This window comes from Bradyrhizobium sp. BR14999 (assembly GCF_056106085.1).
This window is the reverse complement of record NZ_CM148536.1, coordinates 1,542,285-1,565,510: the sequence shown is the minus strand read 5'-3', so window position 1 is coordinate 1,565,510 and position 23,226 is coordinate 1,542,285. Positions and strand designations below refer to the sequence as shown.

General features: G+C 64.4%; 16 protein-coding genes. 7 read left to right on the top strand and 9 right to left on the bottom strand.

From position 1 onward, the window contains the following. Positions 1-227: 227 nt before the first annotated feature. Positions 228-3,386, bottom strand: coding sequence for an efflux RND transporter permease subunit (locus tag ACR9YP_RS07255; protein WP_128940896.1), 3,159 nt, complete (start codon positions 3,384-3,386; stop codon positions 228-230). Next, positions 3,383-4,582, bottom strand: coding sequence for an efflux RND transporter periplasmic adaptor subunit (locus ACR9YP_RS07250; protein ID WP_438103457.1), 1,200 nt, complete (start codon positions 4,580-4,582; stop codon positions 3,383-3,385). The genes ACR9YP_RS07255 and ACR9YP_RS07250 overlap by 4 nt, the downstream gene beginning before the upstream one ends. Before the next feature lie 501 nt (positions 4,583-5,083). On the opposite strand from ACR9YP_RS07250, the gene ACR9YP_RS07245 reads away from it, so the two are divergent. From ACR9YP_RS07245 to ACR9YP_RS07215, 7 genes are all read left to right on the top strand, one after another. Further along, positions 5,084-6,238: an iron-containing alcohol dehydrogenase gene (locus tag ACR9YP_RS07245; RefSeq protein WP_438103458.1), complete on the top strand. Its 1,155-nt coding sequence runs from the start codon at positions 5,084-5,086 to the stop codon at positions 6,236-6,238. A 19-nt stretch (positions 6,239-6,257) separates the two neighbouring features. Further along, entirely contained in the window at positions 6,258-7,808 is a 1,551-nt protein-coding gene (locus ACR9YP_RS07240) for an AMP-binding protein (protein ID WP_474219277.1), read from the top strand. A gap of 382 nt (positions 7,809-8,190) precedes the next feature. Continuing rightward, positions 8,191-9,789 (top strand): ABC transporter substrate-binding protein, encoded by a 1,599-nt coding sequence (locus ACR9YP_RS07235; RefSeq protein WP_438103460.1) that lies wholly within the window; start codon positions 8,191-8,193, stop codon positions 9,787-9,789. 35 nt (positions 9,790-9,824) lie between these two features. Beyond that, complete coding sequence (locus ACR9YP_RS07230; RefSeq protein ID WP_438103461.1) at positions 9,825-10,772, top strand: ABC transporter permease; 948 nt, start codon at positions 9,825-9,827, stop codon at positions 10,770-10,772. A 194-nt stretch (positions 10,773-10,966) separates the two neighbouring features. Beyond that, on the top strand, positions 10,967-11,860 hold the full coding sequence (locus tag ACR9YP_RS07225; RefSeq protein WP_370987502.1) for an ABC transporter permease: 894 nt from the start codon (positions 10,967-10,969) through the stop codon (positions 11,858-11,860). Then, complete coding sequence (locus ACR9YP_RS07220) at positions 11,860-12,867, top strand: ABC transporter ATP-binding protein (protein WP_438103462.1); 1,008 nt, start codon at positions 11,860-11,862, stop codon at positions 12,865-12,867. Before ACR9YP_RS07225 ends, ACR9YP_RS07220 begins: the two co-directional genes overlap by 1 nt. Next, complete coding sequence (locus ACR9YP_RS07215; RefSeq protein ID WP_438103463.1) at positions 12,864-13,850, top strand: ABC transporter ATP-binding protein; 987 nt, start codon at positions 12,864-12,866, stop codon at positions 13,848-13,850. Before ACR9YP_RS07220 ends, ACR9YP_RS07215 begins: the two co-directional genes overlap by 4 nt. Before the next feature lie 129 nt (positions 13,851-13,979). Here ACR9YP_RS07215 and ACR9YP_RS07210 read toward each other — a convergent pair whose 3' ends face one another. From ACR9YP_RS07210 to ACR9YP_RS07180, 7 genes are all read right to left on the bottom strand, one after another. Next, positions 13,980-15,956, bottom strand: coding sequence for an acetyl/propionyl/methylcrotonyl-CoA carboxylase subunit alpha (locus tag ACR9YP_RS07210; RefSeq protein WP_474219276.1), 1,977 nt, complete (start codon positions 15,954-15,956; stop codon positions 13,980-13,982). Beyond that, on the bottom strand, positions 15,953-17,569 hold the full coding sequence (locus tag ACR9YP_RS07205; RefSeq protein ID WP_438103465.1) for an acyl-CoA carboxylase subunit beta: 1,617 nt from the start codon (positions 17,567-17,569) through the stop codon (positions 15,953-15,955). Before ACR9YP_RS07205 ends, ACR9YP_RS07210 begins: the two co-directional genes overlap by 4 nt. 144 nt (positions 17,570-17,713) lie before the next feature. After that, positions 17,714-18,580, bottom strand: a complete 867-nt coding sequence (locus ACR9YP_RS07200) for a beta-keto acid cleavage family enzyme (RefSeq protein ID WP_438103466.1) — start codon at positions 18,578-18,580, stop codon at positions 17,714-17,716. Positions 18,581-18,801: 221 nt separating this feature from the next. Beyond that, positions 18,802-19,602, bottom strand: a complete 801-nt coding sequence (locus tag ACR9YP_RS07195) for a helix-turn-helix domain-containing protein (RefSeq protein ID WP_128930813.1) — start codon at positions 19,600-19,602, stop codon at positions 18,802-18,804. Positions 19,603-19,865: 263 nt separating this feature from the next. After that, a complete protein-coding gene (locus ACR9YP_RS07190; protein WP_438103448.1) occupies positions 19,866-21,155 on the bottom strand; it encodes an IS4 family transposase in 1,290 nt (429 codons plus the stop codon). Positions 21,156-21,373: 218 nt separating this feature from the next. Beyond that, entirely contained in the window at positions 21,374-22,030 is a 657-nt protein-coding gene (locus ACR9YP_RS07185; protein ID WP_438103470.1) for a glutathione S-transferase family protein, read from the bottom strand. Further along, a complete protein-coding gene (locus tag ACR9YP_RS07180) occupies positions 22,030-23,193 on the bottom strand; it encodes an acyl-CoA dehydrogenase family protein (RefSeq protein WP_438103471.1) in 1,164 nt (387 codons plus the stop codon). Before ACR9YP_RS07180 ends, ACR9YP_RS07185 begins: the two co-directional genes overlap by 1 nt. Positions 23,194-23,226 lie beyond the last annotated feature (33 nt).

The following is a 23,226-nucleotide window of genomic DNA, read 5'->3' as shown; positions in this document are numbered from 1 at the left end:
GCCGTTAGTATGGGCGCGCTCCACACAAATGCTGTCGTCCCGGACAAGCGCGCTTCAAGCGCGCGTAGATCCGGGACCCATAACCCCAGGGAGCAGTTATCGCGCGCAGCTGGTCACCGCGAGTCTTCGCCAAACTCGATCCTGTGGCTATGGGTCCCGGATCTGCGCTTGCGCTTGTCCGGGACGACAGCGTGATTGTGGCTACGCTGATGGACTCCCGACGATGGTCAGCCCGCGACCTCCGCCTTCTTATCCCGCCGCCCCTCCGCCAGGTTGCGCACCACCACATAGAAGATCGGCGTGAACAGAAGTCCGAACAGCGTGACGCCGATCATGCCGAAGAACACGGCGACGCCGACGGCCTGCCGCATCTCCGAGCCGGAGCCGCTCGAGATCACCAGCGGCAAGACACCGAGGATGAAGGCGAAGGACGTCATCAGGATCGGCCGCAGGCGCAATCGGCAGGCCTCGATGACGGCCTCGAGCCGCGGCTTGCCTTCGTTCTCGATATCGCGCGCAAACTCGACGATCAGGATCGCGTTCTTTGCCGCCAATCCCACCAGCACCACGAAGCCGATTTGGGTGAGGATGTTGACGTCCTGCCCCATGATGCGCACGCCGATGGTGGCAGCGAGCAGGCACATCGGCACGATCAGGATCACCGCGAACGGCAAGGTCCAGCTGCCATATTGGGCGGCGAGCACGAGATAGACGAACAGCACGCAGATCGGAAACACGTAGAGACCGGCATTGCCGCCGGTGACCTGCTGATAGGACAGGTCGGTCCATTCGAAGCTGAAGCCACTCGGCAGCGTGTCGTCCGCGAGCTTCTTGATAGTGTTGAGCGCGGTGGTCGAGCTGGTGCCCGGCGCCGGCTCGCCCTGCAATTCGGACGCCGCGTAAAGATTATAGCGCGCGACGCGGTCGGGACCCGAGACATCCCTAAACTCGACCACACTGCCGAGCATCACCATGTCGCCGGAGGCGTTGCGCGTGCGCAGGCGTGCGAGATCGCTGGGCTCCTTGCGGTAGGGGAAATCGGCCTGCGCGGTGACGTGGTAGGTGCGGCCGAACAGATTGAAGTCGTTGACATAGGTCGATCCGAAATAGGTCTGGATCGTGTCGTTGATGTTGGAGATGGGAACACCGAGCTTCTGCGCCTTGGTGCGGTCGATGTCGACGAAGAGCTGCGGCGTGTTGGCCGTGAACGGCGAGAACACCGAGGTGAGACTTGGCGCCTTGCGCGCGGCGGCGACCAGCTCATCGGTCGCGGCGGCGAGCATTTCAGGCCCGCGACCCTGGCGATCCTGGACGCGGATGGTGAAGCCGCCGCCGGTGCCGATGCCGGGCACGGCCGGTGGCGGAATCACGATAATGAACGCGCCCTGGATCGCGGACAGGCGCTTGCGCAGCTCGGCCGTGATGGCGTTGGCGGACAGCCCCTTCTTCAGCCGCGCCTCCGGTTCGTCGAACACTGGAAACAGCGCCGCCGCATTGCCGGCCTGGGTGCGGGTGGCGCCGGAGAAGCCGGCGAAGGCCGCAACGCGGACGATGCCCGGCGTATCCAGCGAGATCCGCTCGATCTCGCGCACGACCTCGGTGGTACGTGCCAGTGACGCCGCACCCGGCAATTGCACGGATACGATGACGTAGCCGCGATCCTGCGCCGGAATGAAGCCCTGCGGCGTGGTCACGATCAGCCAGCCGGCGCTGCCGATGAGCACGACGTAGATCAGGAGCATCACAACGGAGTGGCGGATCACGAAATTGGCAAGACCGGCATAACCATGCGCCAGCCGCTCAAACACGCGGTTGAACACGCCAGTGAAGGCATCCCAGCCTCGCGCAATGACATTCCAGGCAGCCGGCGGCTTCTTCTCTTCGTGCGGCACCAGGATCTGCGAGGCCAGCGCCGGCGACAGCGTCAGCGAGCAGAAGCAGGAGATCGCAGTCGCGACCGCGATGGTGACGGCGAATTGCTGGAAGAATTGGCCGGAAATGCCGCCCAGGAACGCGGTCGGCACGAACACCGCGCAGAGCACCAGCGCGATCGAGACCAGCGCGCCGCCGACCTCTTCCATCGTCTTCAGCGCCGCATCGCGCCGGCTCATGCCGTGCTCGAGATGCCGCTCGACATTCTCGACCACGACGATGGCGTCGTCGACCACGATACCGACGGCGAGCACGAGGCCGAACAGCGTGAGATTGTTGATGGAGAAGCCCAGCGCCGCCATCACCGCGAAGGTGCCGACCAGCGACACCGGTATCGCGATGATCGGGATGATCGCGGGCCGCCATCCCTGCAGGAACACCAGCACGACGACGACCACTAGCAGCATGGCCTCGTAGATAGTCTTGATCAGCTCGTGGACCGACTGCGCGATGAACTCGGTCGGGTTGTAGCCGATATTGTAGTCAAGTCCGCGAGGGAAGCTCGCCTTGAGCTTCGTCATCGTGTCGGAGATGTTTTTCGCCGTCGCGAGCGCGTTTGATCCGGGCCGCTGGGTCACCAGCATGGCGACCGCCGATTTGCGCAGCAGGAAGCTATTGGTGGAATACGCCAGGGCCCCTAGCTCGATGCGGGCAACGTCGCGCAAACGAACGACCCGGCCGTCGGAGCCGGCCTTGATCAGGATGTCCTCGAACTGTTTCTGGTCTTTCAGGCGTCCCGTGAAGGTGAGGTTCGGCTGGAAGGCGCGGTCGGCGATCGGCGGCTCGGCGATCTGGCCGCCGGCGATCTGCAGGTTCTGGGCGCGGATCGCCGCGAGCACCTCGGCCGAGGTCAGGCCGAGATTGGCGATCCGGTCAGGATCGAGCCACAGCCGCATCGAATAGTCGCGTGCACCAAAGATCTGGATGTCGCCGACACCGTCGAGACGCAGCAGCTGGTCGCGGACCTGGAGCAGCGCATAGTTCGAGATGTAGAGCTGGTCGAACGTGTCGTCGGGCGACAGCATGAACACGACCATCAGGATGTCGGGCGAGTTCTTGCGCGTGGTGACGCCGTTGCGCTGCACCTCCTCCGGCAAACGAGGCTGCGCGATGGCGACGCGGTTCTGCACCAGCACCTGGGCCTTGTCGAGATCGGTGCCGAGCTTGAAGGTGACGGTGATGGTGAGCTGGCCGTTCGAGGTCGCCTGGCTGTAGAGATACAGCATGTCCTCGACGCCGTTGATCTCCTGCTCGATCGGAGCTGCGACCGTGTCGGATACGGTCTGCGCGGAGGCGCCGGGATATTGCGTGGTGACGACCACGGTGGGCGGCACCACTTGCGGATATTCGGAGACCGGCAGCGTGGTGTAGGCGATCGCGCCGACAATCAGCAGCACGATCGACAGCACCATCGCCAGGATGGGCTGGTTGATGGAGAGGCGGCCAAGATTCATGACTTGCCACCGGCCGGGGCTTGCGCGGTCTGCGGCGCGACCTTGGCGCCGACGCGGGCGCGCTGGATGCCGTTGACGATGACGCGGTCCTCCGCCTTCAACCCTTCGCGGATCACGCGCAGGCCGTCATCGAGCGGCCCGAGCACCACCGGACGCGCCTCGACCGTGTCATCGGGCTTCACCACGAACACGATCTTGCGAGACTGGTCGGTCGCGATAGCGACGTCCGGGATCAGCAGCGCCTCATAGGGCGCGCTGCCGATCAGGCGGACGCGCCCGAACTGGCCGGGCAGGATCGACAGGTCGGTGTTCTTGACCACCGCGCGGCTGCGCAGCGTGCCGGTCGAGACATCGAGGCGGTTGTCGAGGAAGTTGACGGTGCCCTCATGCGACGGCTTGGTTTCACCGGCCAGCGTCACCTGCACCGGGTTCGCGGTGTCGCGCGAGCTTGGGCGCCGCCCCTCGAACCACAGCTTGCTGTATTTGATGAAGGTCGCTTCATCCATGTCGAAATAAACGTAGATCGGATCGAGCGCGACGATCGAGGTGAGCAGCGTCGAGGTGCCGGTGTCGCTGCCCTGCACGAGATTACCGGGACTGACGAGGTGGCGGCTGACGCGACCGGTCAGCGGCGCCGTCACATGCGTGAACTCGATGTTGAGCTTGGCGGCCTTCAGCGCGCCCTCGGCCTGCGTCTCGGCCGCATGCGCGGCCTGCAAGGCCTGGCGGCGCTGATCGACGACCTGCTCCGAGACCGCGCTGGTCTGCACCAGGTTGAGGCCGCGGTCGAGCTCGCGCTTGGCAAGCTCCACTTTGGCCCGCGCATCCGACAGCTGACCCTCCGCCTGCGCGGCCACCGCCTCGAACGGACGGGAATCGATCACGTAGAGCAAATCGCCCTGGCGCACGATAGCGCCGTCCTGGAACTCGACCGAGTTGACGAAGCCGCCGACGCGGGGGCGCACCTGCACCTCCTCGACCGCCTCGAAGCGACCGGTGAACTCGTCCCAATCAGTGACAGTGCGCTTGACCGGTTGGGCGACCGTCACCGGCGCCGGCGGCGGGGCAGCGGCCTGTGACGCCGGCTTGTCGCAGCCGGACAGGGCAAATGCCGCGGCGAGGAGCCCGGCGATTGCGCTGTGCTGAACGAAATCGTGCTTTTTGACAAACTGCTCGCTTCCGTCCGGTCCAGTCATCCCAGGTCCTCGCATAAAAGCCGCGGAAAATGCAGGATAAGCGCCCACTCGCGGGGGACACAACATGGGCGGCAATGATGAACTCTTCAAGACCAATGCACGCGCAATGCCCGGCCGCATGCCCTGACCGGATGGCGGGTTGACAGGGGGATTAGCCGGCCTCGCACGCGATGATTGGCGGGCGGAATTCGATTGGACTTATTCGCGGGGCTCATGAATGGAGGAGGCGAGGTCCACGCTGCGTTCACCCTCCCCTGGAGGGGGAGGGTCGATCGCGCGCAGCGCGAGCGGGGTGGGGTGATCTCTCCACTCGGGCGCTGTTCATCGCGGAGAGACCGTCACCCCACCCCGGCACACATTTTCGCTTCGCTCAATGTTAGCCGACCCTCCCCCTCCAGGGAGGGTTAAGAAGAGGCCCAGCGTCTTCGCGCATGACGGGCCGCAACTGCTCGTCTAGACTACCCTTACAAAAACAAGACGAATTGTCCGGGGAGGACAAGCGTGCACCAGGGACGTGTCGTTTATGGCGCGATCGAGGAGGTCGTGTTCGGCCATCCCGCAGCCGAGGCCATCGTCGCGCAGATGGACCGGCTGGGAACACGCCGCGCCTTTCTGATGGTCTCGGGCACGCTCAACCGGCAGACCGACGAGATCACGAAGATCAGGGAGGCGCTCGGCGAGCGCTGCGCCGGGTTGTTCGACGCCATGCCGGCGCATACGCCGCGCGAGGCGGTGATCGCCGCTACCCATGCGGCGCGCGAGGTGAACGCGGATCTGATCGTCACCGTCGGTGGCGGCTCCATCACCGACGGCGCCAAGGCGGTGCAGCTGTGCCTCGCCAACGGCATCGATGATATCGGCGGCATCGAGCGCATCCGCGTGCACAAGGGCGTCGCACCCGAGATGACCGCGCCGACAGTGCGCCAGATCAGCGTGCCGACCACGATCGCCGGCGGCGAGTTCAGCGCGATCGCGGGCGTGACCGACCGCAGCACGAATGTGAAGCAGATGCTACGGCATCCGCTCATGGTACCGCGCGCGACCATCCTCGATCCCGCGATCACCGTGCACACGCCGGAATGGCTGTTCCTGTCCACCGGCGTCCGCGCCGTCGATCATTGCGTCGAGGCGATCTGCTCGCGCGAGACGCACCCCTATGCCGATGCGCAATCGGTGAAGGGCCTCGCCATGCTCGCCGACGCGCTGCCGCGGGTGAAGGCCGATCCTGCCGATCTCGACGCGCGGATGGATGCGCAGATCGGTACCTGGCTGTCGATGGGCGCACTCGCAGCGGGCGTACCGATGGGCGCGAGCCATGGCATCGGCTACGCGCTGGGCGCCGCCTTCGACGTGCCGCACGGCTACACCTCCTGCGTCATGCTGCCGGCGGTGATGCGCTGGAATGCGCCCGACAATGCGGAGCGCCAGATGATCGTCGCGGCCGCCATGGGCTTTCCCGGCCGAAATGCCGCCGACGTGCTCGATGCCTTCATCCGCTCGCTCGGCATGCCGCGCAGCCTCGCCGAGGTGAACGTGTCGCCGGAGCATTTCGACGCCATCGCCGAACAGGCGATGCGGACGAATTGGATCCCGCACAATCCGCGCAGGATCGACAGCCCGGCGCAGGTGCGTGAAATCCTGCTTCTTGCCGCATGATCCAAAAGCCGGAGGACTGATGTACCCAGGTCAGCATGCCCGCCTACGGCCGCTCCAGCCTGCCTTCATCATGGCGGCGACGGGCGAGACCGTTACCTATCGCGAGCTGGAGGCACGCAGCAACCGCCTCGCGCATCTGTTTCGCAGGCACGGCCTGAACCGGCTCGATCATTATTCGATCTTCATGGAGAACAATTCGCGCTATCTCGAAGCCTGCGGCGCAGGCGAGCGCTCTGGCCTCTACTACACCTGCATCAACTCCTTCCTGACACCGGGCGAGCTCGCCTATCTCCTCGTCAACAGCCAATCCAAGATCCTGATCACATCGGTGGCGAAGCTCAACATCGCGCGCGAGGCGATCCAGGCCTGCCCCGACGTCAAGCTCTGCATCGTTGCCGATGGCCCGGGCGAGAGCGACCGCATCGTCGGTCTTGCGGAGGTGACCGCCGATCTGCCGACGACGCCGATCGCAGACGAGTGGCTCGGCACCGCGATGCTGTATTCGTCGGGCACGACCGGACGGCCCAAGGGCATCCTGCGGCCGCTGCCGGAGGAGCCGCCAAGGCACAATCTGCCGCTGTTCGATTTCCTGACGAAACTTTGGCACTACCGCGAGGGCATGGTCTATCTGTCGCCGGCTCCGCTCTATCACTCTGCGCCGCAAGCTGCCGTGAACCTCACGATCCGTATGGGCGGCACCGTGATCATCATGGAGAGTTTCGATCCGGAGCGTTACCTTGAGCTCGTCGAGCAATGGGGCATCACCCACACCCAGCTGGTGCCGACGATGTTCTCGCGCATGCTGAAGCTGCCGGAGGAGGCGCGAAAGCGCTACGACCTCTCCTCGCTGGAGATCGCGATCCACGCCGCGGCGCCCTGCCCGGCCCTCGTCAAGGACGACATGATCAAATGGTGGGGCCCGATCATCCATGAATATTACGGCGCTACCGAGGGCCTCGGCTTCACTGCCTGCAACAGCGAGGAGTGGCTGGCCCATCGCGGCACCGTCGGCAAGGTGCTGCTCGGCGACCTCCACATCCTCGACGAGAACATGAGGGAGTGCCCGACCGGCACGCCGGGCCAGGTCTGGTTCAAGACCGCCTCGCCGTTCGAATATTTCAACGACCCGGAGAAGACCCGGGAGGCGCGCTCGGCGGACGGCAGCATGAGCACGGTCGGCGACGTCGGCTATGTCGACAAGGACCGCTTCCTCTACCTCACCGATCGTGCGACCTTCATGATCATCTCCGGTGGCGTGAACATCTACCCGCAGGAATGCGAGAATCTGCTGATCACCCACCCAAGGGTCGCCGACGCCGCGGTGTTCGGCGTGCCCAATGCCGATCTCGGCGAAGAGGTGAAGGCGGTGGTGCAGCCGATACCGGGCGTGGTGCCGGGCCCTGCGCTGGCGGAAGAGCTGATCGCGTTCTGCGCAAAATCGCTGTCGCGGCAGAAGGTGCCGCGCTCGGTCGATTTCGAAAAGGAATTGCCGCGGCTACCGACGGGGAAGCTGTACAAGCGGTTGCTGCGGGATAGGTACTGGGGGAACAAGGCATCGCGGATCGTGTGAGGCGCAGCCACACTCAGCCGTCGTCCCGGGGCGCGACGAGGTCGCCGGGACCCATAGCCAAAGGGAACAATCGTCGCGCGAGCAGGCAACTCCGAGTCTTCGCCAAACCACTCCCGGTGGCTATGGGTCCGGGATCGGCGCGCGCTTGGGGCGCGCTTGTCCGGGACGACACCGGAGTTTGTTGATGTGGCTTGCGCCCCAACATCGATACAGGAACCGTCCTTTCGCACCTGCACTCTCACATCGTGAGAGAATGAACCCTGCGGCCTTCCGTCATCCGAATTGTCGAGAGCGTGGACGGCCTTGCCGGTTGCCTCCCTCCACGCCCATCGCTATCGTCCCCTCAAACAGGCCAAAAGGCCGATGTCCAGGGAGGACGAGGATGCGGAGCGTGCGGGCGCTCGCCGCGACGGCGGCGCTATCTTTGCTGGCGTTTTCGACCATTGCGCTTGCCGGCGAGCCCAAGCAGGGCGGGATCCTGCGGATGTATCATCGCGACAGCCCGGCCAATGCGTCCATCCTCGAGGGCGCGACCTATTCGATCAACGTGCCCTTCATGGGGGTGTTCAACAATCTGGTCATCTATGACCAGCACATCGCGCAGAACAGCCCTGATACCCTGAGGCCAGAGCTGGCCGAGAGCTGGTCCTGGAGCGGCGACAACAAGAAGCTGACCTTCAAACTGCGCCAGGGCGTCAAATGGCATGACGGCAAGCCGTTCACGTCGGCCGACGTCAAATGCACTTTCGATCTCCTGATGGGCAAATCGCAGCAGAAGCTGCGGCAGAATCCGCGCAAGGCCTGGTACAATGAGGTCAACGACGTCAGGCCGAACGGCGATTTCGAGGTCTCCTTCGACCTGAAGCGGCCACAACCGTCGCTGCTGGCGATGCTCGCATCCGGTTATACGCCGATCTACCCCTGTCACGTCTCGCCGGCCGACATGCGCACCCATCCGGTCGGAACCGGCCCGTTCAAGTTCGTCGAATTCAAGGCCAATGAATCGATCAAGCTGACGCGAAACCCGGACTACTGGAAGAAGGGCCTGCCCTATCTCGACGGCATCGAGTACACGATCATCACGAACCGCTCGACCGCGATCCTCGCCTTCGTCGCCGGCAAGTTCGACATGACCTTCCCGACGCACATCACCATCCCGCTCCTCAAGGATATCAAGTCACAGGCGCCAAACGCGATCTGCGCAGTCGAGCCGACCAACGTTTCGACCAACATCATCGTCAATTCGACTTCCGCGCCGTTCGACAACATCGACATCCGCCGGGCGATGGCGCTCGCGCTCGACCGCAAGGCCTTCGTCGACATTCTGTTCGAAGGCCAGGCCGATATCGGCGGCACCATGCTGCCGCCGCCGCAGGGCATCTGGGGCATGCCCAAGGACAAGCTTCAGACCATTCCAGGCTATGGCCCGAACGTGAACGCGAACCGGGAGGAGGCGAAAAAGCTGATGCAGAAGGCCGGCTACGGCCCCGACAAGCACCTCGCCGTGAAGGTCTCGACACGCAATCTCGCGGAATATCGCGATCCCGCGGTGATTCTGATCGACCAGCTCAAGAGCATCTATATCGACGGCGAGCTCGACGTCGTGGAAACCGCGAACTGGTTCCCGAAGGTCGCACGCAAGGATTATATGCTCGGCCTGAACCTGACCGGAAATTCCGTCGACGATCCCGACCAGTCATTCTACGAGAACTACTCTTGCGGCTCGGAGCGGAACTACACCAATTATTGCAACAAGGAGATCGAGAAGCTGTTCGACGTGCAGTCGCAGGAGATCGACGTTGGCAAGCGCAAGCAGCTGGTCTGGGACATCGACAAGAAGCTGCAGGAGGATGTCGCCCGCCCAATCATCTTCCATGCGCGGGCCGGCACCTGCTGGCAGCCCTATGTCAAGGGGATCACGATCATGTCGAACAGCTCTTATAACGGCTTTCGCTATGAGGACGTCTGGCTCGACAAGTAACGCGGGCGGCTGAGGCGTTCGACAGGAGGCGGTGCATGTTTGCCTATCTGGTGCGACGCCTGTTCCTGATGCTCGTGACCCTGTTCGGGATCTCGATCGTCATCTTCCTCCTGCTGCGCGTCGTCCCCGGCAACATCGTCGACATCCTGTTCGCCGCGGCCGGCTATGTCGATCCCGCCGACAAGGCCAATCTGGAGAAGGAGCTCGGCATCGACCAGCCGTTGATCGTGCAATATTGGCACTGGATCAGCGGTCTTCTGCGCGGCGACTTTGGTTATTCCTACGTCTCGGAGAAGCCGGCGCTTCAGGAGATCCTGCCGCGGATTCCGATCACGGCGCGGCTTGCTGGCCTCGCGCTGTTGTTCTCGGCGTCCATCGGCATCCCGCTCGGCGTCATCAGCGCCGTGAAGCAGGGCACCCGGCTCGACTATGCGCTGCGTGTCGTCAGCCTCAGCGGATTGTCCCTGCCCTCGTTCTGGCTCGGCCTTTTGATCCTCACCGCATCGGTGGCAATGTTCGGCCAGATGCCGATCTTCAATCCCAATCCGCAGACCTGGCTCGAGGCGTTTGCCACCTATGCCGTGCCGGCCGCCGCCGTCGGCTTCCGCAGCGCCGCGCTGACCATGCGCATCACCCGCTCCTCGATGCTGGAGGTGCTGCGGCAGGATTATATCCGCACCGCCCGCGCCAAGGGCGCATCCGATGCCGCCGTGAACTATCACCACGCGCTGAAGAATGCGATCCTGCCGGTCATCACCGTGATCGGCATCGAGGCGGCGTTCCTGATCGGCGGCCTGATCGTCACCGAGACCGTGTTCAACATCCCCGGCGTCGCCCGCTTCCTGGTCGAGGCGATCCGCTGGCGCGATTATCCGATCGTGCAGAACCTCGTGATGTTCATCGCGGTCGTGGTCGTGTTCGCGAATTTCACCGTCGACATGCTCTACGCGGTGTTCGACCCGCGCATCAGGTACACGGATTAGCCACATGATGTTTGCCAGCTCAGCGCATGCGCATTCTTCGCCTCTCCCCGCCTGCGGGGAGAGGCCGGATCGCATCGCTAGATGCGATCCGGGTGAGGGGGACTCTCCGCGAGTCCAACTCTCACCTCCCCCGCGGAGAGCCCCCCTCACCCCGACCCTCTCCCCGCAAGCGGGGCGAGGGGGAAGGTAGCAGCATGGCCACGATCGACTTCGACGTTGAACTGAGGCGGGCCGGGGCGCATGCGACCGGCGGCTGGCGGCGCGTGCTGTTCATGGCGCAGCGGCACGTGCTTGGCGCGGCCGGGCTCGTCATCATGACGGTGTTCGTGCTCACCGCAATCTTCGCCGACTTCATCGCGCGCTACGATCCACTGACGGTCGATTCCGCCCGCGCGCTGGCCCGCCCGAGCCTCGCGCACTGGATGGGCACCGATTCGTTCGGCCGCGACGTGTTCAGCCGCATCATCCACGGTGCACGGATCTCGCTCGCGGTCGGGCTTGGCTCCACAGCGCTCGGCGGCTCGATCGGCGTGATCGTCGGCCTCACCTCCGGTTATCTCTCCGGCTGGGTCGACCTCGTGTTCCAGCGCGTCTCCGACGTTCTCCAGGCGCTGCCCCTCTTGGTGCTGGCGCTGGTGATGACCGCCGCGCTTGGCCCGTCGCTGCCGAACGTGATCATCGCCATCGCCATTCCGCTGATTCCGACCGTCGCGCGCGTCATCCGCGCCAACACGCTGGCACTGCGCGAGCAGCCCTTCGTGGAGGCGGCAAAATCGATCGGTATGAGCGAGATGCGGATCGCGCTGCGCCACGTGCTGCCGAATACGCTGGCGCCGCTGATCGTGCTGGCGACTGCCCAGCTCGGCTCGACCATTCTCACCGAGGCTTCGCTGTCCTTCCTCGGCCTCGGCATTCCCGAACCTTATCCGTCGTGGGGGCGTATGCTCTCGGAATCGGCTGCCGAATATGTCCGCACTGCGCCGTGGCTGGTGATCTTCCCGGGCATCGCCATCAGCCTCGCCGTGTTCGGTGCCAATCTGTTCGGCGACGCCCTGCGTGATATCCTCGATCCCCGGCAGCGCGGCTGATGGCAGACAAATCCGACCTCGTGCTCGACGTGAAGAACCTGAAGACGGTGTTCTTCACCAATTCGGGACTCTTCAAGGCGGTTGACGACGTCTCCTTCACCGTGAGGCGCGGCGAGACGCTGGCGATCGTCGGCGAATCCGGGTGCGGCAAGAGCGTCACGGCGCTGTCGCTGATGCGGCTGGTGCCTGATCCGCCGGGCCGCATTGTCGGCGGCTCCGTCACGCTCGAAGGCACCGATCTGTTGGCGCTGGATGAAGCGAAGATGCGTGCCGTCAGGGGCAACCGCATCTCGATGATCTTTCAGGAGCCGATGACCTCGCTCAATCCGGTGATGCGGATCGGCGACCAGATCGTCGAGGCGGTGCGGCTGCACCGGAACTTGTCGGCCAGGGAGGCCGCGGATATCGCAGTCGAGATGCTGCGGCTGGTGCGGATTCCCGAGCCGGCGCGGCGCGCACGGGAATATCCGCACCAGCTTTCCGGCGGCATGCGCCAGCGCGCGATGATCGCGATGGCGCTGGCGTGCCGGCCGGCGCTGCTGATCGCGGACGAGCCGACCACCGCGCTCGACGTCACGATCCAGGCGCAGATTCTGGCGCTGATCCTCGACCTTCAGAAGGAGCTCGGCACCGGGCTCGTGCTGATCACGCACGATCTCGGCGTGGTCGCGCAGACCGCGCAGCGCGTGATCGTGATGTATGCGGGCCGCAAGGTCGAGGAAGCCAGCGTCGAAGCGCTGTTTGCCGCGCCGAAGCATCCCTATACGCGGGGGCTGATGGCTTCGATTCCAGCCGTGCCGGCGTCCGGCGTCGCCGCGCCGCCGCGGCTGAACGAAATTCCCGGCACCGTGCCGTCGCTGGTGCGGCTGCCGAAAGGCTGCGCCTTCGCGCCGCGCTGCCCGCTCGCGATCAAGCGCTGCCAGGACGAATATCCGCCGCTCGCCGATTGGGGCGGCGGCCATCTCGCGGCCTGCTGGCGCGCGGAGGAAGTGGCGGAGGTGGCATGAGCGAGGCGCTGCTCGAGGTCACGGACTTGATCAAGCACTATCCCGTGCGTGCGGGCGTGCTGCGCCGGCAGGTCGGCACCGTGCACGCGGTCGATGGTGTCTCGTTCGCGCTTGGTATTGGCGAGACGCTTGGCCTCGTCGGCGAATCCGGCTGCGGCAAGTCGACCGTGGCGCGCAGCGTGCTGCGGCTGGTCGAGCCGACCTCCGGCCAGATCCGCCTGGAAGGCGAGGACATCACCCATCTCTCGAAGACGGCGCTGCGGCCGCACCGCCGCTCGATGCAGATCGTGTTCCAGGATCCGTTCGCCTCGCTCAATCCGCGCATGACCGCGGGCGACATCGTCGGCGAGCCGCTGGCTGTGCATGGGCTCGCCACCGGCAAGGCGTTGGAGGCGCGCGTCGCGAGACTGTTCGAGCAGGTGGGCCTAAGACCCGACCAGATGCGCAACTTCCCACATCAATTCTCCGGCGGCCAGCGTCAGCGCATCTGCATCGCGCGGGCGCTTGCGCTGGAGCCGCGGCTGATCGTCTGCGACGAGCCGGTCTCCGCGCTCGACGTCTCGATCCAGGCGCAAGTGATCAATCTTTTGATCGACCTGCAACGCCGGCACGGCTTCTCCTATCTCTTCATCGCGCACGATCTCGCCGTGGTCGCGCATATCAGCCACCGCGTCGCGGTGATGTATCTCGGGCGGATCGTCGAGATCGCCGACAAGGACGAATTGTTCCGCAACCCGCGGCATCCTTACACGCAGGCGCTGCTCGCCTCGGTACCGGTCGCCAATCCGCTCGCGAAGAAACTTGCGCCGCTGGTCGATGGCGACGTGCCGAGCCCGGTCAATCCGCCCTCGGGCTGCGCATTTCATACCCGCTGCCGGTTTGCGATGGAGCGGTGCAAGACGGAGCGGCCGGCGCTGGTGGAGGCGGCTGGCGGACATCGGGTGGCGTGTTTGCTCAATGAGGGGACGGGGCGACCTCTCTAATGTCGTCCCGGCGAAGATCCGTAGGGCGGGCAAAGCGATGCATGCCCACCATCCCAGACGCAACCGCCGCACGACGGTGGGCACGGCGCTATGCGCCTTAGCCCACCCTACGATGCTGCACTCGCTGCCCTAACCCGCCCCGATCTCCACCACGATCCTGCCCGTGGTCACCTGCTCGCCCTCGGCGACGTCGATCGCCTCAACCACGCCGTCAATGCCGGCCTTGTGGACGTGCTCCATCTTCATCGCTTCCAGCGTCATGACCGGTTGATCGGCAGTAACGCGATCGCCCGGCTTGACCAGGACGGCGACGACGCGGCCATTCAGGGCAGCGCGGACCTTGCCGTCACCGCCATTGCTTGCGGCAGCCTTCGGCGCGGCTAGCGTGAGATCATTTACCGCGAGCGGGATACCGCGATGCTGGAGGTAGAGCCGGTCGCCATCGCGCAGGAATCTTGCGCTGTCCATTACGCCGTCATGGCGGAAGCGGATGGCGTCGGGATCAAGCTCATCGATTTCGAATTTGTCTTCCCGGGCGTCGGTAGCGATTGTGTAGCTGCCGTCGCGCTCGCGGGTGACTTCGAGTTCGTGTATCTGGCCGGCGATCTCGATTTTCGCCGGCAGTGGGAACGTTGCCGCGAGGCTCCGTCCATCACGCCACGATGGTGCCTGCGGGCTGGTGACGTAGAGCAGAAGGCCCGCGAGCGCGACGCTGAATGCGCTGTTCGCACGCGGCGCCAACAACTCGTCGCGATGCGCGCCGATGAACGCCGTCGTCGCCTCGCCTTTGGCAAAGCCGGGGTGACGCAGGCACGACATCAGGAACGCCTGGTTCGTGGTCACGCCGAAAGCCGTGAGCTGCTCCAGGCCGACGATCAACCGCCCCCTCGCCTCCTCACGCGTGGTGCCATGGCTGATCACCTTGGCGATCATGGAATCGTAGAACGGCGGGATCTCCGTATCCGACTGCAGCGCATGCTCGATGCGGATACCGTCCGGCACCTGCCAGCGCGCCATGCGGCCGGACTGCGGCATGAAATCATGTGCGGCATCTTCCGAGCAGAGTCGCACCTCGATGGCGTGGCCCGAGAACCGGATGTCCTGCTGCTTCACCGGCAGCGGCTCGCCGCGCGCAACGCGCAGCTGCAGCTCGACGAGATCGAGCCCGGTGATCGCCTCGGTCACGGGATGCTCGACCTGGAGCCGCGTGTTCATCTCCATGAAGTAGAACTCGCCGCTCGCATCGAGCAGGAATTCCAGCGTGCCGGCGCCCTCATAGCGCAGCGCCTTCACGGCGGCGACCGCGACCTCGCCCATTTTCGCGCGCAGCTCCGGCGTGACCGCGGGCGACGGCGCCTCCTCGATCAGCTTCTGGTGCCGCCGCTGCACCGAGCAATCGCGCTCGCCGAGATGGATCGCGTTGCCGTGGCTGTCGCCGAACACCTGGATCTCGATATGGCGCGGGTTCAGGATGGCCCGTTCGAGGATGACCGTGGGATCGCCGAACGCGGCCTTCGCCTCCGACCTTGCGCTGCGCAGGGCATCGGGGAAAGATGCGGCGTCGGTGACGAGCCGCATGCCACGTCCACCGCCGCCGGCCACCGCCTTGATCATCACGGGGAAGCCGATCTTTTTGGCCTCCGACAGCATCACCTCGTCACCCTGGTCGACGCCCTGATAGCCAGGCACGACCGGCACGCCCGCCTTCCTCATGATGTCCTTGGCGCCCGCCTTGTTGCCCATCGCCTCGATCGCCTGCGGCGACGGTCCGATGAATACGAGGCCGGCCTCCTTGCAGCTTCTCGCAAAATCCTCGTTTTCCGCGAGGAAGCCGTAGCCGGGATGCACGGCGTCCGCGCCGCTTGCTCTGGCTGCGGCGATGATCGCGGGGATGTTGAGATAGGAGTGCGCCGGCACCGCTTCGCCGATGCGCACGGCCTGATCCGCCTGCCGCACGTGGAGCGCATCGCGATCGGCATCCGAATAGACCGCGACGACGCCGAGGCCGAGTTGCCGCGCGCTGCGCATCACGCGTAGCGCGATCTCGCCGCGGTTGGCAATCAGGACCTTGAAGAACGGCCGGTGCTGCACTGATCCGTTCCTCATGGGCGAGCCACCGAGAACTGCATGCGCTGGGGTGTGCGTGCATCGCCCTCGCGGCAGATTGCGAGCACCTCTGACAGGACCGCGCGGGTGTCGCGCGGGTCGATCACGCCGTCGTCGAGCACGCGCGCGCTGGTCGAGAACACGTCCATCTGGCCGTCGAACACGCCGATGATCTGCGCCTTCATGGCCTCGAGCTTGTCCTTCTCGACCGGTTTGCCGCGGCGCGCAGCGGCGGCCTCGGTCACGATCGCCATGGTTTCTGCAGCCTGCTCGCCGCCCATCACGGCGGTCTTGGCGTTCGGCCAGGAGAAGCAAAAGCGCGGATGGAAGCCGCGCCCGCACATGCCGTAATTGCCGGCGCCGAACGAGGCACCGCAATAGATGGTGATCTGCGGCACCGTCGCCGAGGTCACCGCCTGGATCATCTTCGAGCCGTGCTTGATCATGCCGGCTTCTTCATAGGCCTTGCCGACCATGTAGCCGGTGGTGTTGTTCAGATAGAGCAACGGCGTGCGGGTCTGGCAACAGGCCTGGATGAAATGCGTCGCCTTGTTGGCGCCGGCGGGATCGAGCGGACCGTTGTTTGTGATGATGCCGATCGCCTGGCCCTCGATGCGGGCATGACCGCAGACAGTGGCGGGGCCGTAGTTCGGCGCCATCTCGGTGAAGTCGGAATCGTCGACGATGCGCGCGATCACCTGTTTCATGTCCACCGGGCGCTTGTGGTCCATCGGCATGATGCCGAGCAGCTCGTCCTGGTCGTAGCGCGGCGGCTTGAACTGCGCAGCCACCCTGCCCGGCCGCTCCCATTGTAGCGCCGCCATAATCTCGCGCGCGATGCGAAGTGCGTCGCGATCGTCCTCGGCGAGATAGTCGCCGAGACCGGAGACCTGCGTATGCATCTCGGCGCCGCCGAGCTCTTCCTCGGTCGCGATCTCACCGGTCGCAGCTTTCAGGAGTGGCGGCCCCGCAAGGAAAGCGCGGGTGCGGCCGCGGACCATGACGATGTAGTCGGAGAGACCCGTCTGATAGGCGCCGCCGGCGGTGGACGATCCATGCGTCACGGTGACGACGGGCAATCCCGCAGCCGAGAGCCGTGCGAGATTGCGAAAGATGTTGCCGCCGCGGACAAAATCCTCGACGCGATAACGCAACAGATTGGCGCCGGCGCTCTCGACCAGCTGGACGTATGGCAGCTTGTTCTCCAGTGCCAACTCCTGCACCCGCAGCGTCTTGTCGAGACCGTAGGGTTGCAGTGCACCGGCATCGATACCGGAATCACTGGCGCTGACCATGCAGCGGACGCCCGAAACAAAGCCGATGCCGGCAATGACGCCGCCGCCGGGCACGCTCTTGGCCGGATCCGAAACGTCGAACATGTAGCCGGCGAGCGTCGACAGCTCAATGAAGGGCGCGCCGGGATCGAGCACCAGCGCGACGCGCTCGCGCGGCAGCAGCTGGCCGCGCTTGTGGAAGCGGTCCTTTGCTGCGGCGGACGCCGCACGCGTGCGCTCTTCCAGCGCGCGCATGCGGTCGATCAACGCAAGCATGCCGTCGCGGTTGGCGTGGTAGGCGGCGCTGCCGGGGAAAATGGTGTTTTCAATGACAGACATGACTTGATCCTGCTCGTCATTGCGAGGAGCTCGCGACAAAATTGCGAAGCAATTTTGCGCTGATGTGACGAAGCAATCCAGACTGCATCCGCGGAGAGATTCTGGATTGCTTCGCTGCGCTCGCAATGACCGTGAGGCGATACCTTACCGATTCGTCCCAAAGATCTTCCGCGCCTCGGCGGGGCTTGCGATCTCGCGGCCGGCGCGGCGGGCGCAGGCGGCGACGGCTTCGATCAGCTGGCCGTTCGACGTCACCTTTTTGCCGTCGGCAAGATAGAAGGTGTCTTCGAGGCCGGTACGCAAATGACCGCCGAGCTCGGCGCAACGCTGGTGCAGTGGCCAGATCTCTTCGCGGCCAATGGCGGTGACCTGAAAATTCGCTTCGGGCCGCTTCAGCTTGATCAGGATCGGCAGCAACTCGGGATCAGCAGGCATGCCCGAGGCGACGCCCATCACGAAGTTATATTCGAGTGGCCCCTTGTACATGCCAACCTGATGGTACATGCCGACGCAGCGGACGATGCCGACGTCGAAGCATTCGAACTCGGGGATGGTGCCGACCGCGTTCATGACGTCGAGATAGTCCTTCACCTTCTCGACCGCGTTGTCGAACATCATCGGCGGCCAGGCCCAGGTGTTGTCGGCCTTGACCTTCAGATAGTTCAGCGAGCCGGCATTGCAGGCCGCAATCTCCGGCCTGGTCTCACGGATGCAGTCGAGCGCGCCTGAGTAGTTCGGCCCTGACACCCCCGAGGTGTGGTTGATGATCACGCCCGGACAGGCCTCGCGGATCGCCTGCTGAATCTCCTTGCTGACACTGACCTCCCAGGACGGCAGATGTCCCTTGTTCGGCGCCTGCTGGCGCAGATGGATGTGCATGATGGACGCGCCGGCATCGAACGCAGCCTTGGCCTCGCGCGCCATCTCTTCGGGCGTCACAGGCACGTTGTGCTGCTTCGGATCGGTGAGCACGCCGTTCAGCGCGCAGGTGATGACGGCCTTGTCGCTCATGCCTTGACGCTCATGACTTGGATGTCTCGCAGGTTGAGAATTCAACGCTTGCGATCATGTGATGGGCGGCATGCGGCTTCTTGCGCGGAGAAGCTAGCTAAGGACGAGCTATCGTAGGGTGGGCAAAGGCGCTTTGCGCCGTGCCCACCACATCTCGGTGCTTGGTGACAATGGTGGGCACGCTTCGCTTGCCCACCCTACGAGAGCGGCGCTAACCCACCCTACGAAGCCTCCGCGAGCCGCACCGTCTCGGTGCTGCGATAGATCGCAAGATCGCGTGAGCCGACGAAGATGGCGCGCGGCTTCAGCCCGTAGAAGCGGCGGATCGAGTGGCTGAAATGAGTGGAATCGGGATAGCCGATGTCCTGCGCGAGGTGAGCGAGGTTGAGATCCTGGTTGGCGAAGTGCAGCAAATGCCGCGCGCGCTTCCAGGCGCGGAAAGACCGGAACGAGATGCCCGTCTCTTCCTTGAACAAGTGCAGGAAGCGCGAGGCCGAGAGGCCCGCCTCGGCCGCACAGGTATCGGCCGTGACCGGCTCGCCGGAGAAGCGTTCGATGCGGGCAACCGCGCGCGTCACCCGCGGGTCGAGCACGCGGCGCGGCAGCGCCTCGCCAAAACACATCTCGTCGAACTCGGCGGTGGTGATGTCACCGTAGCGGCGCTGACGCAGCAGCGCATAGGCGGCGAGGATCTTGCGGGCATAGACGGCACTGTCCGGTCCGGTCAGCCGCTGGGCCAAGGCCTCCAGCACGCCGTCCGGCATGCTCTCGGGTTCGAGCGTCACGCTGATTGCGGTGCGGTAGTCGCTGGCGATGGAATGCCGCTGGTTCGGCAGGGTGACGAACAGCTCGCCGGTGGCGAAGACATCGTCGATCGTCAGATGCAGATTGCCCTTCACCGCCACATAGACGTGGCAGCAGCCGGGGGTCCGTTTGCGGGGGCGGCCGAGCAGGCCGGCATAGAACACCCGCTCCGGCGTGATCAGCATCAAATGGTCGGATTCGCGACCTTTATCTTCCATGGGGATCCTCCTCGCGCGGCTCTCTGGCCGCTGCGGACGGAGGTCACCTTAGCGGAAATTTGAGCGCTGTCACGGTGAGATAGCGCTGTCATTGACGCGCAAAGATCGGCGTTCCCGGAGGGCAAAGACAGACCCGGAACTCTTGGTCGTCCCGGCGGAGGCCGGGACCCATACCGCGAGGTCTATCGATGTAGGCGATATCAATCCCGAACGACCAATCTTCGCAAAACATGTTTCGGGGAGTATGGGTCCCGGCCTTCGCCCTAGGGCATGCACATATCTCTGAGGCTCCATCCTGCTGCGACGGCGTGGAAGTATTCGAGGCCGTTCTTGAAGGTGATCGGGCCCGGCGGCTTGGACGATGGGTAGCCGTCCCAGCCGCCGAGGCGACCAATGATCCAGGCGGCCCAAGCGAGGCTATCGGGCGGATGTGGGTTCTTTAATCGCTTGCTCCCGGCTTCGAGTTGACGGTTGAGGGCGGTGAGCACGTTAATTTGGCCGTTGTCGAAGGCAGCGAGAATGGGTTGGCGACTGCCATTGCGGGCCTGCAGAAGTTGGATTGTGATGACGGCCGCCTTAGCGGCAATCGCGACCAGCTTGAGAAGGCGATCGGCGGTTCCGATCTGGCTGTCTTCGAGCTTGAAGCCTTGTGTCTTCAGGATGCGGAAGAACTGCTCGATGATCCAGCGTTGCTTGTACCATTGGACGATGCGCCAGGCGTCCTCGATGCCGGTAACCTCGTGAGAGGTGAGAAGCCGCCAGTGCAGCGGCTCTACCCCGGTTTCGGCATTGATCTCGCGCACATCGACCACCGCCAATGGCAAGCTTTCCGGCAGATGGCGCAGGAACTTACTCTGTGGGCGGGCGAGCTCGATTGCGCCAAAGCGAAGTTCGAGGTGAGCCAGGCGGGCGGGCCGCGCGGCGCGCGCAGGCAATTGGATCGCACGCCGATCCACCGCGGCCATGGCATCGCTGACCTCATACAAGCCGCTGCGGTCGGCAAGCTTGCGATCATGCATGCTGCGCGCGATGACGTGGAAGTGTTGCTCGGCCGAGCTGGCATAAAGGGCAAAAATATCGCTCTCGCGGTCACCCAGCACCGTCACCGCTGTGGCCTTGGTGAGGAGCGGCTTGGCCGCCATGGCAGTGGATATCCAGCGCTGCGATTCCTTGTCCGATAACTCCCGATCGTCGTGCGAGGTCGTGCGGCGACCTGTGCGCGTCCATATCTGCCCGCTCAAAAGTCCAAGACAGTTGCCGTCATCGGCATCCACAGCCAGCAGCGGATGCAGCAGCACGCCGTGGTTATTGCCTTTGCCGATTTCTCCGAGCCCGCGCCGGCGTTGCGGTGTGGTGTTGAAGTGGATCTCGCTGGTGTCCTGGATGGCCAGCACGTGGCGGCCCTCTACCGCAGCGACCGTGCTTTCGCTCCAGCTTTCGATGATCCGCTCCACCGTCACCTTGTCATGGCCAAGAAAGCGGTTGAACCGCACTTCCAGCGCGCGGTTCCCCCTGGAGAGCTGCCGAAGGCAGACAGTTTTGCCCACAACCATGCGTTCGACGAACGCCGCCCCCCTTTATCGAGACGACGATCCCCGAACCGGCCCAGCGTCCAGTCAATCCGTGACAACATCGCGGCACCCCGTCCAAATCATGGAGTGCCGCAATACGAATCACACAGAACTCTGATTCTGGAATCCTCCCAGGCCGATCCGAGTCAATCCGCCGCACCAGATATGTGCATGCCCTAGGGCCTTCGCCGGGACGACAACTACGCCCGCACCCTGGGCGCCACGTTCTGCTCGGCGCCGGCTTTTTGCTCCGCAGCAACTGCGCGCTTGAAGCCGTCGCGCTGCTGCAAGCGCGCCCAATAGGCTGCGACATTTGGCCCAAAATCCTTGGCCAGCCCAATGTTGTCGGCGAGGCGGAGCGCATAACCGATGACAATGTCAGCGGCTGTGAAGCGGCCGGCGCACAAGGTTTCGCCATTTGCGGTGGCTGCCTCGACGGCGCGCAAGCGTCCCAAGAACCATTTCGCATAGTCGCCGGCGACCTGCGGATTGCGGCGCTCCTCCGGCTCGAGCTGGGTGTATCTGAGCACCAGCGTCTGTGGGAAGGTTAACGTGGCGTCGCTGAAGTACATCCAGTTCAGGAACGCGCCATAGGCAGGATCCTCAGGTCCCACCATCAGCGGCGTCGGACCATATTTGATGCCGAGATAGTGGCAGATGCCGGATGACTCCGTCATCCGCGTCTCGCCGTCGATCAGAAAGGGGATGGTGCCGAGCGGATTGATGCCGAGATAGTCCTTGGCGAACACCCGCGGCGGGAACGGCAGCATCTTTAATTCATAGGACAGCCCCATCTCCTCCAGCATCCAGAGCGGCCGAAACGAGCGCGCGGCGTCACAGTGATAGAGCGTAATCATCAAGCACTTCCTTTGCTGCCGGGCAGCGTGCCCATCATCTTGCACAGGACCATCAGCATGACCTCGTCGGCGCCGCCGCCGATCGAGGTCAGGCGGCTGTCGCGATAGGCGCGGCTGACCGGCGTCTCGTTGGTAAAGCCCATTCCACCCCAATATTGCAAGCAGGCGTCGGTGAGCTCACGGCCGAGTCGCCCGGCCTTCAGCTTGGCCATGGTCGCAAGCCGCGTCACGTCCTCGCCGGCGACCAGTTGCTCCGCGGCCCGATAGATCAGCGCGCGCAAGAGCTCGACCTCGGTCTGCATCTCCGCGAGCTTGAAATGCACGACCTGGTTGTCGAGGATCGACTTCCCGAACGCCTTTCGGTTGCGGGTGTATTCGATGGTCTGATCGATGATGTATTCATGCGCCTTGAGGCAGGCGGCCGCGCCCCAGAGCCGCTCCTCCTGGAACTGGATCATCTGGTAGGTAAAGCCCTTGCCCTCCTCGCCGATCCGGTTGCGTTTGGGCACGCGAACATTGTCGAAGAAGATCTGCGCAGTGTCTGACGAGCGCATGCCCATCTTGTCGAGTTTGCGCGCGACGGTGACGCCCTTGCTCTTCATGGGCACGCAGATCAGCGACTTGTTGCGGTGAACGGGACCGTCACCGGTGTTGGCGAGCAGGCAGATCCAGTCGGCCTGGGTGCCGTTGGTGATCCACATCTTGCCGCCATTGATGACGTAATCGTCGCCGTCGGAACGCGCATTGGTCATGATCGAAGCCACGTCCGACCCGGCGCCGGGTTCGGAGACGCCGATGCAGGCGACATAGTCGCCGGAAATCGACGGCGCCAGAAACTCGCGCCGCACCTCGTCCGAGCCGAACCGCGCCAGCGCCGGCGTCGCCATGTCGGTCTGCACCCCGATCGCCATCGGAACGCCGCCGCAGGTGATGGCCCCGAGCTCCTCCGCCATCATCAGCGCATAGGAATAATCGAGGCCGGAGCCGCCGAACTCCACGGGCTTGTTCAGGCCGAGGAAGCCGAGGCTGCCCATCTTCTTGAACAGCTCATGCGCCGGGAAGATGTCGGCCTTCTCCCAGTCATCGACGTGAGGGTTGATCTCATTGGCGATGAATTTCTGCAAGGACCGGCGGATGTCGTCGTGGTCGGCGGTGAATAGCATTTTTGTCAGCTCAGCTCTCGGTATCTCTGATGT

What these genes read in the sequence shown, in the direction of transcription:
- ACR9YP_RS07185 (WP_438103470.1), bottom strand. Translation starts at nt 22,030, where the DNA reads ATGATTACGCTCTATCACTGTGACGCCGCGCGCTCGTTTCGGCCGCTC.
- ACR9YP_RS07235 (WP_438103460.1), top strand. Translation starts at nt 8,191, where the DNA reads ATGCGGAGCGTGCGGGCGCTCGCCGCGACGGCGGCGCTATCTTTGCTG.
- ACR9YP_RS07230 (WP_438103461.1), top strand. Translation starts at nt 9,825, where the DNA reads ATGTTTGCCTATCTGGTGCGACGCCTGTTCCTGATGCTCGTGACCCTG.
- ACR9YP_RS07225 (WP_370987502.1), top strand. Translation starts at nt 10,967, where the DNA reads ATGGCCACGATCGACTTCGACGTTGAACTGAGGCGGGCCGGGGCGCAT.
- ACR9YP_RS07180 (WP_438103471.1), bottom strand. Translation starts at nt 23,193, where the DNA reads ATGCTATTCACCGCCGACCACGACGACATCCGCCGGTCCTTGCAGAAA.
- ACR9YP_RS07195 (WP_128930813.1), bottom strand. Translation starts at nt 19,602, where the DNA reads ATGGAAGATAAAGGTCGCGAATCCGACCATTTGATGCTGATCACGCCG.
- ACR9YP_RS07220 (WP_438103462.1), top strand. Translation starts at nt 11,860, where the DNA reads ATGGCAGACAAATCCGACCTCGTGCTCGACGTGAAGAACCTGAAGACG.
- ACR9YP_RS07190 (WP_438103448.1), bottom strand. Translation starts at nt 21,155, where the DNA reads ATGGTTGTGGGCAAAACTGTCTGCCTTCGGCAGCTCTCCAGGGGGAAC.
- ACR9YP_RS07255 (WP_128940896.1), bottom strand. Translation starts at nt 3,386, where the DNA reads ATGAATCTTGGCCGCCTCTCCATCAACCAGCCCATCCTGGCGATGGTG.
- ACR9YP_RS07205 (WP_438103465.1), bottom strand. Translation starts at nt 17,569, where the DNA reads ATGTCTGTCATTGAAAACACCATTTTCCCCGGCAGCGCCGCCTACCAC.
- ACR9YP_RS07210 (WP_474219276.1), bottom strand. Translation starts at nt 15,956, where the DNA reads ATGAGGAACGGATCAGTGCAGCACCGGCCGTTCTTCAAGGTCCTGATT.
- ACR9YP_RS07215 (WP_438103463.1), top strand. Translation starts at nt 12,864, where the DNA reads ATGAGCGAGGCGCTGCTCGAGGTCACGGACTTGATCAAGCACTATCCC.
- ACR9YP_RS07240 (WP_474219277.1), top strand. Translation starts at nt 6,258, where the DNA reads ATGTACCCAGGTCAGCATGCCCGCCTACGGCCGCTCCAGCCTGCCTTC.
- ACR9YP_RS07250 (WP_438103457.1), bottom strand. Translation starts at nt 4,582, where the DNA reads ATGACTGGACCGGACGGAAGCGAGCAGTTTGTCAAAAAGCACGATTTC.
- ACR9YP_RS07200 (WP_438103466.1), bottom strand. Translation starts at nt 18,580, where the DNA reads ATGAGCGACAAGGCCGTCATCACCTGCGCGCTGAACGGCGTGCTCACC.